The organism is Rhodanobacter sp. UC4452_H20 (genome assembly GCF_052978205.1).
In genome coordinates this window covers 2,595,766-2,607,956 of sequence record NZ_CM129662.1, presented here as the reverse complement: position 1 = coordinate 2,607,956, position 12,191 = coordinate 2,595,766, and the positions used below count along the sequence as shown (strand labels likewise).

The following is a 12,191-nucleotide window of genomic DNA, read 5'->3' as shown; positions in this document are numbered from 1 at the left end:
CAGTTGACTCCGCTCGACGGAAAGACGGCGCGCCGCAGCGCCGCCGAAGTATGGCAGGAGGTGGGACCGCCGGATCGCGCAACAATTCACCACGCCGTGCGGCGGTGCCTCAGCCGTGCTTGCGCAGCCAGCTGGCCGGGTCCACCGGCTGGCCATTCTTGCGCAGCTCGAAATACACGCCGGTGTTGACGCCGGTGACCGCGCTGGCGGTACCGATCGCCTCGCCGGCCTCGACCTCGTCGCCAACGCCGTGCAGCAGGCTTTCGTTGTTGCCGTACATGCTCATCCAGCCGTTGCCGTGGTTGAGGATGAGCAGCATGCCGTAACCGCGCAGGAAGCCGGCGTAGATCACCCGCCCGCGCGCCACCGCGTGCACCTCGCTGCCGGCGGCGGCCTTGATCAGCACGCCGTTGCCGAACGGGTTGACCGCACCGCTGGCCGGCCACGGCAGCTTGCCGCGGATGTCGGCCGAGCGCGACGGCGGCGGCTGGCCGCGTTGCGGCGCGGCGGCCTCGTCGATGGCCTTCTGCAATTTGTCGAGCAGCTGGTTGAGCGATTGCGCGTTCTGTTTCATCGCGGCCAGGCGCTGCGCCTGGTCCTTGTACTTCGCGTCGGTTTCCGCGGCCAGCTTCTGCCGCGCCGCGCGTTGCCGCGCCAGCTGCTGCGCCTGCTGTTGGCGCTGGGCCTTCGTCGCCTGCAGCGTCTGCTGCTGGGCCGCGATCGAGCTTTCCAGTTCCTGCAGGCGGGCCAGGTCGCCCATCAGTTTCTCCACGCGCTGCACGCGATCGCGCTGGAAGTACTGCGAGTAGACCAGCGCGCGGGCGATCCGGGCCACGTCCTCGTCGCCGAGCAGCAGGCGCAGGTCCGAGCCGTGGCCCAGGGTGTAGGTGGCGCGCAGCAGGTCGGCGATCGCGGCGCGCTGGTGCTGCAGTTCGCCTTGCAGCGTGTCGCGCTGCTGTTGCAGCTCGTCGAGCTGCTTCTGTCCCGCCGCCAGCGCGGCATCGGTCTCGCGCACGGCCCTGGCCGCGGCGGCCAGCGCATTGGCCTGCTTCGCCAATTCCGCGTTCATGCTGTCGCGCCTGGCCGCGGTGTCGGCCTGCTCGGCGGCCAGCGCCTCCATCTTGCGGCGCAGGTCGGCCAGCTTCTGCCTGGCGGCGGCCTGTTCGGCGCGGCTCCCGTGCTGGCCGGCCGGCGCGGCGGGTGCGGCGTACGTCACGCCGAGGCAGGCAACGATGAGCAGCGCGCCGAGCACGCGGCGGATCGAACGGGATGGATTGCGCATCGGTCGATTATCACCGAGCCCGCGGCGCGGGGCGAGCGTGCCGGCGACGGTGCTATGTTGGCGCGACATCTGCGGCGCCACGGTGCGGCGCCGACGAAACGTCGAGAGAGGGTGTGGGTGCATGTGCGTGATCGCGTTTGCCTGGCAAGTCCATCCACGCTGGCGCCTGTTGCTGGCCGGCAACCGCGACGAGTTCCATGCGCGGCCCAGCGCCGCGCTGGCGCGTTGGGACGACGTGCCGATCCTCGCCGGGCGCGATCTGCAGGCCGGCGGCAGCTGGCTCGGCGTATCCGATGCGGGGCGTTGCGCGGTGGTGACCAACGTGCGTGATCCGCGCGACCCGCAGCTCGGCGCCTCGCGCGGCCTGCTGATCCGCGACTACCTGACGGGCGCCGAGGATGCCGCCGCGCATGCGGAGCAGCTGCTGCGCGTGGCTGCGGACTATCGCTTGAGTTAAGCGGCGGCGAAGCCGTCCGCCTTGAACGAGTGGTTAGGCGCGTACGCTATGGCGAGCACGGGAGCCCAGAGTAAAAAATACATAGCCAGAACATGCAATTGCTATAAGCGCGACAGCCGGTGGAATTAGAAAATATTCGCTAAGTAGGAATACTAGGCGGTAGTCCAAGATTGCCAAAGTCACCCAAGCCAAGATAAAAGCGAGGCTACTGTACAAAAGGAACGGTCTGCCACCGATACACCCGGCAGCAAACGCCAACGGAGCAGTTACGACAAGGCTGGCGATAGAGGCGCTCGGAAGCGCTGAACGCATAAATGATCCTGCGCTAGCCAAATTGTAGAATCCAAAGCGCGCGCCAATCGACGCACACACGACGCCAAAAACGAACGCATGCACGAGCGCAAGAAGCATAATGGCGGCTGACTTCGTGACTTTCACTTTTGGAGCCTAACGCCCGTTCAACCTGCTCACCTTCGATGCGCAGGCGGCGTTCTATCTCGGCAACCGGCCGCAGCCGGAGGCGCAGGCGGTCACGCCCGGCGTGCACGGCCTGTCCAACGCCGACTTCAATACGCCGTGGCCGAAGACGCGCGCGCTGATGCAACGCCTGCAGCGCTGGATCGACGATGGCGACGACACCGACTTCGCCGCGCTGTTCGCCGCGCTGGCCGACGAGCAACTCGCGCCGGACGAGCATTTGCCGGACACCGGCGTCGGCCTCGAGCAGGAGCGCCGGCTCTCCAGTGCCTTCATCCGCGGCGCCGATTACGGCACCCGTGCCAGTACCGTGGTGGCGATCGACCATGACGGCGCCGGCGTGATCGCGGAGCGTCGCTTCGGTCCGCACGCGCGCTACCTCGGCGAAACCTTGCTGCGTTTCGGTGGCCGATTGCCGGCCTGAGCGGACAGCGTTCACCTACGCAGCCCGGCGGCGCAGCCGGCTGGGTGGGCCGCCGGGCGGCGGGCAGGCTGGTTCCCTGGTCCGGGTCGAGGGGATGGGCATGCGCAAGGGATGGCTTCTGCTGGCGGCGATCGTGCCGCTCGCCCACGGCGTGCACGCGGGTTGCCCGGACTGGCCGCCCGCGCGGGCGCAACAGGAGTTGCTGGCGCTGCACGATCGCCTCGACGGCTGGAACCACGCCTATCGCGTCGAGGGCGCCGCGCCGGTGGACGATGCGGTGTACGACCAGGCCTTGCAGCGGTTCGAGCAATGGCGCCGCTGCTTCCCCGGGCAGGCGCCGGCGGCGCTGAACCACCTGGGTGATGCCGGTGGCCGGGTCACTTCGCCGGTGGCGCAGACCGGCCTGGCCAAGCTGCCCGATGCCGCCGCCCTGGCGCAGTGGATGCGCGCGCGCGGCGACCAGGATCTGTGGGTGCAACCGAAGGCGGACGGTGTCGCGGTCACGCTGCTCTACGTCGATGGACGCCTGCGCCAGGCCAGCAGTCGCGGCGACGGTTTGCACGGCTCGGACTGGACCGGACAGGCGCGGCGGATCGCCGCGATCCCCAGGCACCTGCCGCATGCGCCGGCGCGTGTGGTGCTGCAGGGCGAGCTGGTCTGGCGCCTGCCCGGCCACGTGCAGGCCACGGACGGCGGCCTCAACGCGCGTTCGGCGGTGGCCGCGGCGATGGCGCGCGATGAGCTCGGCGATGCGGCCGCGCACATCGGCCTGTTCGTGTGGGATTGGCCCAGCGGCCCGCCCGACATGCCGGCGCGGCTGGCAGGATTGCAGGCGATGGGGCTGGCCGACAGCGTGCGCTACACGCAACCGGTCGCCTCGCTGGCCGAGGTGGAGCGCTGGCGTGAGCAGTGGTATCACCACGCGATGCCGTTCGCGGCCGATGGCACCGTCGTGCGCCAGGGCCGGCGGCCAGCCGCCGCGAGCTGGCGTGCCGCGCCGCCGGAGTGGGCGGTGGCATGGAAGTATCCGGCTGCCTCCGCATTGGCCGAGGTGCGCGCGGTGGAATTCACCGTCGGTCGCAGCGGCCGTATCACGCCGGTGCTGCAACTGGAGCCGGTGCAACTGGACGACCATCGGGTGCAGCGCGTCAGCGTGGGCTCGCTCAAGCGCTGGCGCGAGCTCGACATCCGTCCCGGCGACCAGGTCGAGGTGGTGCTCGCGGGCTTGACCATTCCGCGCCTGCAGTCGGTCGCCTGGCGCGCGCTGCAGCGCGCGCCGGTGACGCCGCCGGACCCGCGCATGCACGGGCCGCTGACCTGCTGGCAGGCCACGCCGGGTTGCGAGCAGCAGTTTCTCGCCCGGCTGGCATGGCTCGGCGGCCACCACGGACTGCAGCTGGAAGGGTTGGGCGAGGGCACCTGGCGGGCGCTGGTCGACGCGGGCCTGGTACGTCATCTGCTGGACTGGATGAGTCTCACGCCGTCGCAGCTGGCCGCCGTGCCCGGCCTCGGCGCGAACCGCGCGGCCGCGTTGGCGCGGGTCTTCGCCAGTGCGCGCGAGCGTCCGTTCGCGCGCTGGCTGCAGGCGCTGGGCGTGCCGGCCGGACAGGCGCGCGGAGCGGCCGACTGGCCGACGCTGGAGGCGCGCGGAGCAGACGATTGGCAGGCGCAGGAGGGCGTCGGTGCCGGCCGCGCGAACCAGTTGGTGGCGTTCTTCGATTGCGCCGAAGTTCGCGAGCAGGCCGTGCGCCTGCATGCAGCCGGCGTGCCCGGCTTCTGAAGCTCAGCTCTTCAGTTCGCCGTCGTGGTAATACCAGCGGCCGTCTTCGCGCACGAAATGGCTGGTCTCGTGCTGCCGCTGCGCGCGACCGCCGCCGAGGCGATAGCGGGCGACGAATTCCACCGTGGCGTGGTCGGCATCGATCATCTGCTGGCGCCGCACCTCCAGCCCCAGCCAGGTCGGCGCAGGTTGCTGCGCGGCCAGCCGCAGCGAGGCGGGCCGGGTGTCGGCGTGCCAGCTGGCCAGCAGGTAATCCTCGCGCTTGAGCACGTAGGCGCTGTAGCGCGAGCGCATCAGCTGCTCGGCGCTGGCAGCGGGGGCGCCGTCGTGCAGCGGGCCGCAACAGGCGGTGTAGCCGGCGGGGTTGCCGCAGGGGCAGGGGGTCAGCGTGTCGATCGACTTCATGCGGCCTTTGTACCTGCTTCGGCCCCGACTTGCAGGTTCAGCCGTGCATGCGCTGCCATACGCGGCAGCGGTTGTGCGCCGGCATCGAGACGTCGAGCAGCAGGTGGAAGCCCGCGGCCTCGGCCAGCGCGTCCACCGCCTCGGCGTTGCGGATCGCCATGTGCGCGCCGCGCGTGCGCAGCCAGGCGTCGAACGCGGCGTTGCTGGCGCTGGTGTAGCGGCCATGCTGGTTGAACGGCCCGTAGATCGCCAGCACCGCATCGGCGGTGGTGACCGCGGGCAGCCGGGCGAACAGCCGCTGCACTTCCGCCCAGCTCATGATGTGCAGCGTGTTGGCACTGAACACCGCATCGAAGGGGCCGGCCGGCCAGTCGCCATTGACGTCCAGCTCCAGTGGCGGCGGCGTATTCGGCAATGCCGCCTCATCCAGCCAGGCGCAGATGCCCGGGAGATTCTCGGCGCGGTCGGAGCATTGCCAGCTCAGCCAGGGCATCGCCGCGGCGAAATGCACCGCGTGCTGGCCGGTGCCGCTGCCGATCTCCAGCAGGTGCCGGCATCCGGCGACGTGCCGGCGCAGCACGCCGAGGATGGATTCGCGGTTGCGTTCGCACGCAGGCGAGTGGGGTTTGTCCACGCCCGCGCCACGCTCAGGCGGGGCGACCGCGCAGCACGCGCGCCGGCAGCATCAGCAACGCGCCGAGGAAGGCGAACACCGCGCTCACGGTGATGCCGACCAGCCGCAGCGGCAGCAACACCAGCCACACGATCGGGTACAGCACCAGGGCGAGCAGGGCGATCGGCCAGCAGAACACCAGCAGCAACAGCCAGAGCAGGAAACCGACCATGCGTTGATCCTCCGCAGGGGTGGGGACGCCGGCACTGTAGCGCAGCGCGCGGCGCGCGCGCAGATGACTCCCGACACCCCCCGCCGCGATTTCAGGCCATCGGGCTCACGCCGATCAGCCACAGGTGCAGCCGCAGCACGAAGGCGAGCCAGAGCGCGCCGCCGATCACCACGGTGAGCACGTCGCCCTGCACCGTGCCGGCAGCGTAGACGGCGGCTTCGCGGCGATCGCGCCGGCGCGAGACGGCGAACAGCACGACCGCCCACAGCAGGAACGCGCCGAACAGCACCATGTCGTGCAGCATGCCGGTGGCCAGCAGGTGGCCGAATGCCCACACCTTCACCGCCAGCACCTGCGGGTGATGCAGCTTCGCCTTGAAATGGTTGCGCGGCACCCGCGCCGCGATGAACAACACGAAGGCCACCAGGGTGAACAGCGCATTGAGATGGCGCAGCCACAGCGGCGGCACATACAGCAACACCGGTTGCTGGCGCGCCAGTCCGAAGCCCCAGCAGAGCAGTACGAAACCGGCGATCGCCACCGCGGCATACAGCACCTTCCAGCGCATCAGGCCCATCCGCGCGATCTGCCGCCCCCGCCAGTCGTCGGCGAAGATGCGCAGCGAGTGGATGCCGAGGAACAGCACGAGGCCGAGAATCAACACGAGCATGGCGGGGTGACTCCGATGGCGGCGACGAAGGTCGAGGATAGGCCAGCGCGGCGCCGCGGCCCAGTGACATCCGTCAGGCGACGGGTTCGACGTGCACGACCAGCGCCACCGCATTTGGGTGCAAGGTCATCGATGCCGCGCCCGACGAAGGTCGCCAGGCATCGCCTGCTTGCAGCGTACCGTCGACGCAGTCGATGGCGCCGCGGGCGCAGTACACCAGCACGGTGGCGGCGCCCGTCGCGTGCGCTCCGGTATCCCGCCACACTTCGATGCCGCCGCGCGCGCGGCCGCGGCGCAGCATCAGGTTGAAGTCGCGGGTGGGGCCGCCGGCCAGTGCCACCTCGACCTTCGCCTCGCCGGGAAACGCGAACGGCACAAACGGAGCGGTCAGCGCGTGGCTGCGGCCGTCATCCAGCGTCATGGTGAAGCCGGCCCCGTCGAGAAGCGCGATCTGCCGGTCGATGCCGGGAAACGCGGAGAACGGCGCGGCGCTGTCGACCTCGGCGAGGCTGACGCGCCACAGGAAATCGTCCATGCCGGCGGCGGACGGCTGGACGGCTATTTCGCGGGTGCGGCCCAGGCCGTTCTTCCACGGCCGCAGCGGGCAGTCGGACAGGCGGACGATCATGCGGTTCTCTCGATGACGCGCTCGAACGGCGGCAATGCGCGCAGCATGCCGCTGCCGTAGCGCTTGGTGACCACGCGGCGGTCCAGCAACACGATGCGGCCGTGGTCGGTTTCGCTGCGGATCAGGCGGCCGCAGTACTGGGTGAGCAGGCGGGTAGCCTCGGGCACGCTGACCTCGATGAACGGGTTGCGGCCGCGCGATTCCAGCCACTCGGCGTAGGTCGCGCCGACCGGGTCGGTGGGCACGGCGAACGGCAACTGGGTGATCACCACCGTCTCGCACAGCTTGCCGGGCAGATCGAGGCCTTCGCCGAACGAGGCGAGGCCGAACAGCGTGCTGCCCTTGCCGGCCTCGATGTCGGCGCAGTGCTCGGCGACCAGTTGCGACTTGCCCAGCGACCCTTGCGCGCGGACCTTGCGCACGTGCGCGATCGGCAATTTCTGCAGCACGCGGTCGAGTTTCGCGCGCGAGGTGAACAGCACCAGGTTGCCGGCGTCCCAGTCGAGGTGGTCAGCCAGCCAGGCGCTGATTTCCTCGGCGTGCGCCTCGCGCGCGTCGGGAAGCGTGTGCATCGCGGGCACTTCCAGGCGTGCCTGCGCGGCGAGGTCGAACGGCGAGGGCAGGCTCAGCGTCACCGCATCGTCGGGCAGGCCCACGGCATCGGCGAAGCCGCGGAAGTTGCCGCCGGCACTGAGCGTGGCCGAGGTCATCACCACGCCGCTGGCGTTGTTCCACAGCACGTTGCGCAGCAGGCCCGCGGCGGAGACGGCCGAGGCATGGCAGACCAGTTGCTGGTCCGTGCCCAGGGTGACCCAGCGCGCCAGCGGCGGGGCGTTGTCCGGATCGTCGCTGGACCACGCGCGCCAGCAGGCGGCCTGCCGGCCGATGCGCTCCAGCGCGATGCCGAGCTCGCGCGACAAGGCCTCCTGGGTCGGTCCGCCGTCGGTCATCTCCACCACGGCGCGCCGCACCGCGGTGAGCCAGCGCTGCACCTCGCCGGTGAGCAGGTCGAGCGCGCGCGCATGCTCCACCCACGGCTCCGGCAGCTGGCCCAGCGAGCCGCGGTACATCGGTTCGGTCTCGGCCGGGTCGGGCAGCCAGGCGAGGCGGATTTCCTTCTCCAGCTCCTCCAGCGTGTTGCTCAGCTCCTGCAGCTTCTCGTCGCCCTGGTCCAGCGCGAGCTTGCCCAGGCGTTCCTTGTCGGTCAGCGAATAGGCCGCATGCACCTGCCGGCCGAGCCGGCTCAACTGGCGCACGGTGGCGGTCATGAAGACTTCGGCCGCGCCGCGTTCGATCGCCTTGCCGGGCACGTGGTGGCCTTCGTCGAAGATGTACAGCGTCTCGTCCGGGCGCGGCAGGATCACGCCGCCCCAGCTGTCGTCCTCGCCCGGCATGGTGAGATCGGCCAGCACCAGATCCTGGTTGGCCACGATGATGTCGGCGTCGTCGACCGCGCGGCGCGCGGCGAAGAACGGGCAGTTCATGAACTGCCCGCACTTGCGCCCGGTGCAGCCGCCGGCGCTGGTGGTGATCATCGGCCGCAGCAGGTCGCTGACCGGCTCCGGCGCGCTGTCCATGTCGCCGTTCCATTCGCCGCGGTCGAACGCGTCGCGCAGCTTGGCCAGCGACTGCTTGTCGCGCGGTTGCGGCGGCTTGTTCCACAGCAGCAGGTCGGCCTCGAAACCGGCCAGGCCAAGCTGCGCGTCGTGGATGCTGTTGGCCGCCATCAGCAGGTTGCGCGGGCACAGGTAGCGGCCGCGGCCCTTGGCCAGCGCCACCTTCGCTTCGATGTCGTTGAGTTTCAGGTACAGCGGAATGTCGCGCTGCACGAGCTGTTCCTGCAGCGCCACGGTGGCGGTGGCGATCAGCAGCTTCTTCTTCTGGAAGCGCGCCACTTCATGGCCGGCGACCAGGTAGGCCATCGACTTGCCGGTGCCGGTGGGTGCCTCGATCACCGCCACGCCGCCGGCGCTGGCCAGCGCCTTGGCGACCTCGGCGATCATGCGCCCCTGCGAGGCGCGCGCGCGAAAGCCCGGCAGGCCCGCCTTGACGCGGGCATAGGCGGCACGAATGGCGTCCTTGGTGGAGTCGGCGAGCATGCGGGGTGGCGGGTCCGTGACACGGTGCAGGGCCGGGGCGCGCCGCGCGCGTGCGCTGCCCTGCCGGCCGGCTGCCCAGTCTATCGGACATGTCAACGCGGCTGCGGCTTGCCGATGGCCCGCGGAATGTCGCACAGTGGCAGGCGCGTATGCTGGGCCGGGCCGCGGCTCGAACCTGATCCGGCGATATCCCGGCGACAGGAAAGGGGGCACGATGGAGTCGATGTCCATCGACGACTCGCTGCAATTGAATTGGCTGACCCATCTGGTCGGCGCCCGCTCGCCAGCGGAAGTGGCTGCGGCAATCGCCGCGCTGGCGCGAGACCGGCCCGGCTGCGAAGCCGCCAGCGTGTTGTGGCGGCTGCACGATCGGGCCGGCGTCTGCAGCATGCCGCCCATGCCGGTCGACGATGCCGATTGGCCGTGGATCGAACTGGCTGCCGGCACCGCCGGGGCACAGTGGCATGCGGACGGTCAGCGCGTGGCACTGCGCCTGTGCGAGCTGCCGCAGCCGGCCGTGCTGGTGCTGCGCCTGCAGCCTGCATCGGCGGGTCCCCGCTTTCTCGACGAGATGGCTGCGCTGCTGCGGCCGGCCCGCCTGCATCTGCAACGTGCGCTGGAATGGCTCGAACTGCAGCACTCGCACGAGCAACTGGAGCGCTCGGAGAACCTGCAGCGCGCCTTGTTCGCGATCTCCGACCTCGCCGGTTCCGAGCGCGACATGCCCACCGTGCTGCGCGGCATCCATGCCATCGTCAGCGGGCTGATGTACGCGGACAACTTCTTCATCGTGCTGCACGACGCCGCGCGCGACACGGTCCGTTTCCTGTACTACGTCGACGTGGAAGATCCCGTGGCGCCAGGCGGCGGCCTCGACATGCCGATCAGCGCGATCGAGCACACGCTGACCTGGTATGTGCTGCGCGACGGCAAGGCGCGCATGGGCGACGCCGAGGAGCTGCGCATCCAGGCGCAGGGCCCGGTGAAGGTGATCGGCACCGACAGCCGCGACTGGCTCGGCGTGCCGATGATGCGCGACGGCCGCCCCGGCGGGGCGCTGGTGGTGCAGAGCTACCGGCCCGAGATCGGCTACACCCCGGGCGACCTGGCGCTGCTGGAGTTCGTCGCCAGCCACATCCTGATCGCGCTGGAGCGCAAGCAGGGCAAGGAGGATCTGGAACAGCGCGTGCAGTTGCGTACCGCGCAACTGGCCGAAGCCAATCGTGGCCTGCAGCAGGAGATCGTCGAGCGGCAGCGCGCCGAGCACCTGCAGACCGCGCTGTTCCGCATCGCCGAACTGGCCACCGCGCACATCGACCATGGCGAGTTCTACCGCCGTGTGCACGGCGTGGTGGGCGAATTGCTCAACGCGCAGAACTTCTACATCGCGCTGCTCTCCGACGACCGCCAGCAGTTGCTGTTCCCCTACGCCGTCGACGCCAAGCTGCGTCCGCCGCCGAGCCGCCCGCTCGGCCGCGGGCTGAGCGAATACGTGCTGCGCCGGGGCACCGCATTGCGCGCCGACAACGCCGACATCGAGGAGCTGGAACGCAGCGGCGAGATCGTGGCCGGCCGTTCCGGCTCGCCTTCCACCTGCTGGCTCGGCGTGCCGTTGATCGTCGGCGACGAGGTCATCGGGCTGGTGACGGTGCAGAGCTACGACGCCGACGTCTCCTACGGTCCGTCCGAGCAGGAATTGCTGAGTTTCGTGGCCACCCAGGTCGCCAACAGCCTCACCCGCCGCCGTGCCGCCGAGGCCCTGCATCGCGCCTACGAGCAGCTGGAACACCGGGTGGAAGAGCGCACGCTGGCGCTGCGCAAGGAGATCATCGAGCGCGAACGCGTGCAGGATCAGCTCAAGCACCAGGTGATGCACGATCCGCTGACCGGCCTGCCCAATCGCAGCTATCTGCGCGACCGCATCGACCGCGTGCTGTCGACGCCGGCGTCAGGCACACGCCCGCGCTGCGCGCTGCTGTACATGGACGTGGACCGCTTCAAGATCATCAACGACAGCCTCGGCCACCTGGCCGGCGACGAGGTGCTGAGAGAGGTCGCCACGCGGTTGTCCGGCTGCGTGCGTCATCCGGACCTGGTGGCGCGGCTGTCGGGCGACGAGTTCGCCATCCTGCTGGAATCGGTGGAGCAGCCGGCCGACGCCAACGTCGTGGCGCAAAGGGTGATGGATGCGCTGGCCGAACCGATGCCCGCCGGCGGCAAGGAGTTGCAAGTGGCGGTCAGCGTCGGCATCGCCATCGGCGACGGCCGCTACCTGACCGCCGACGAGGTGCTGCGCGATGCCGACATCGCGCTGTATCGCGCCAAGGAACTCGGCCGCAAGCGCTACCAGCTGTTCGACGAGACGCTGGCGCGCAGCGTGGTCGACGTGCTGACGCTGGAAGGCGAGCTGCGCCAGGCACTGAAGCACGGCCAGTTCGAGCCGCATTTCCAGGCCATTTGCCGCCTGGAGGATCGCGCGGTGGTCGGCTACGAGGCGCTGATCCGCTGGAACCATCCGCAACGCGGCCTGCTGCTGCCGGGCGATTTCCTCAAGATCGCCGAGGACAGCGGGCTGATCGAGGCGATCGACTGGCACATGTTCGAGATCAGCTGCCAGCGCCTGCGCCGGCAGGAGCGCACCGACACCTTCATGACGCTCAACGTGTCGGCGATGCACCTGCGCCACGACAATTTCGACTCACGCCTGATCGAGCTGCTCGAACGCACCGGCCTGCCGCCCACGCGGGTGGTGGTGGAAGTCACCGAGGGCGCCCTGCTCGACGATCCGGAGCGCGTGCGCACCACGCTGGAGCGCCTGCGCGCCGCCGGCGTCGGCGCGGCACTGGACGATTTCGGTACCGGCTATTCGTCGCTGAGCTATCTGCACTCGCTGCCGCTGCGCATCCTGAAGATCGACCGCGCGTTCGTGAACGAGCTGGACAAGGGCGCCAACACCAGCAGTACCACCGTGGTCGCAGCGGTGCTTGCGCTGGCCCGCGCGCTGGACATCGACGTGGTCGCCGAAGGCATCGAGACCGAGATCCAGTACGCCGCGCTGCACGCGATGGGCTGCGCCATGGGGCAGGGCTACTGGATCGGGCGGCCCGCGCCGTTCGAGTCCTGA

Annotated in this window: 9 protein-coding genes and 2 pseudogenes; 4 read left to right on the top strand and 7 right to left on the bottom strand. The window is 70.0% G+C overall.

Annotation, left to right across the window (positions count from 1 at the left end; translation table 11 throughout):
* Positions 1–109 precede the first annotated feature (109 nt).
* Positions 110–1,282: a murein hydrolase activator EnvC family protein gene (locus tag ACVCMC_RS12310; protein WP_447097484.1), complete on the bottom strand. Its 1,173-nt coding sequence runs from the start codon at positions 1,280–1,282 to the stop codon at positions 110–112.
* 121 nt (positions 1,283–1,403) lie between these two features.
* Here ACVCMC_RS12310 and ACVCMC_RS12305 point away from each other — a divergent pair.
* The 3 genes and pseudogenes from ACVCMC_RS12305 to ligB all read left to right on the top strand — a co-directional run.
* Positions 1,404–1,727, top strand: a pseudogene (locus tag ACVCMC_RS12305) (NRDE family protein); the annotation flags it as partial.
* A 463-nt stretch (positions 1,728–2,190) separates the two neighbouring features.
* Positions 2,191–2,640 (top strand): annotated as a pseudogene (locus ACVCMC_RS12300) (NRDE family protein); the annotation flags it as partial.
* 100 nt (positions 2,641–2,740) lie between these two features.
* Positions 2,741–4,420 (top strand): NAD-dependent DNA ligase LigB, encoded by a 1,680-nt coding sequence (gene ligB, locus ACVCMC_RS12295; protein WP_447097483.1) that lies wholly within the window; start codon positions 2,741–2,743, stop codon positions 4,418–4,420.
* Positions 4,421–4,423: 3 nt separating this feature from the next.
* Here the strand turns inward: ligB and ACVCMC_RS12290 are convergent, their stop codons facing one another.
* The 6 genes from ACVCMC_RS12290 to dinG form a co-directional block, all read right to left on the bottom strand.
* On the bottom strand, positions 4,424–4,825 hold the full coding sequence (locus tag ACVCMC_RS12290; RefSeq protein ID WP_395121054.1) for a YchJ family protein: 402 nt from the start codon (positions 4,823–4,825) through the stop codon (positions 4,424–4,426).
* Positions 4,826–4,862: 37 nt separating this feature from the next.
* A complete protein-coding gene (locus ACVCMC_RS12285; RefSeq protein WP_447097482.1) occupies positions 4,863–5,459 on the bottom strand; it encodes a DUF938 domain-containing protein in 597 nt (198 codons plus the stop codon).
* Between the two features lie 13 nt (positions 5,460–5,472).
* Complete coding sequence (locus tag ACVCMC_RS12280; RefSeq protein ID WP_395121056.1) at positions 5,473–5,670, bottom strand: hypothetical protein; 198 nt, start codon at positions 5,668–5,670, stop codon at positions 5,473–5,475.
* Positions 5,671–5,761: 91 nt separating this feature from the next.
* The gene (locus tag ACVCMC_RS12275; protein WP_447097481.1) at positions 5,762–6,340 is read right to left on the bottom strand and encodes an NnrU family protein; all 579 of its coding nucleotides are present in this window, start codon (positions 6,338–6,340) and stop codon (positions 5,762–5,764) included.
* 73 nt (positions 6,341–6,413) lie between these two features.
* Positions 6,414–6,968 (bottom strand): HutD/Ves family protein, encoded by a 555-nt coding sequence (locus ACVCMC_RS12270; protein WP_447097480.1) that lies wholly within the window; start codon positions 6,966–6,968, stop codon positions 6,414–6,416.
* Positions 6,965–9,067 carry an ATP-dependent DNA helicase DinG gene (dinG, locus tag ACVCMC_RS12265; RefSeq protein WP_447097479.1) on the bottom strand — a complete coding sequence of 701 codons (2,103 nt, stop codon included), beginning with the start codon at positions 9,065–9,067 and terminating at the stop codon, positions 6,965–6,967. Before dinG ends, ACVCMC_RS12270 begins: the two co-directional genes overlap by 4 nt.
* A gap of 223 nt (positions 9,068–9,290) precedes the next feature.
* Between dinG and ACVCMC_RS12260 the strand changes: the two genes are divergently transcribed.
* Positions 9,291–12,191, top strand: coding sequence for a bifunctional diguanylate cyclase/phosphodiesterase (locus ACVCMC_RS12260; protein ID WP_447097478.1), 2,901 nt, complete (start codon positions 9,291–9,293; stop codon positions 12,189–12,191).

What these genes read in the sequence shown, in the direction of transcription:
- ACVCMC_RS12280 (WP_395121056.1), bottom strand. Translation starts at nt 5,670, where the DNA reads ATGGTCGGTTTCCTGCTCTGGCTGTTGCTGCTGGTGTTCTGCTGGCCG.
- ligB (WP_447097483.1), top strand. Translation starts at nt 2,741, where the DNA reads ATGCGCAAGGGATGGCTTCTGCTGGCGGCGATCGTGCCGCTCGCCCAC.
- ACVCMC_RS12290 (WP_395121054.1), bottom strand. Translation starts at nt 4,825, where the DNA reads ATGAAGTCGATCGACACGCTGACCCCCTGCCCCTGCGGCAACCCCGCC.
- ACVCMC_RS12310 (WP_447097484.1), bottom strand. Translation starts at nt 1,282, where the DNA reads ATGCGCAATCCATCCCGTTCGATCCGCCGCGTGCTCGGCGCGCTGCTC.
- dinG (WP_447097479.1), bottom strand. Translation starts at nt 9,067, where the DNA reads ATGCTCGCCGACTCCACCAAGGACGCCATTCGTGCCGCCTATGCCCGC.
- ACVCMC_RS12275 (WP_447097481.1), bottom strand. Translation starts at nt 6,340, where the DNA reads ATGCTCGTGTTGATTCTCGGCCTCGTGCTGTTCCTCGGCATCCACTCG.
- ACVCMC_RS12260 (WP_447097478.1), top strand. Translation starts at nt 9,291, where the DNA reads ATGTCCATCGACGACTCGCTGCAATTGAATTGGCTGACCCATCTGGTC.
- ACVCMC_RS12270 (WP_447097480.1), bottom strand. Translation starts at nt 6,968, where the DNA reads ATGATCGTCCGCCTGTCCGACTGCCCGCTGCGGCCGTGGAAGAACGGC.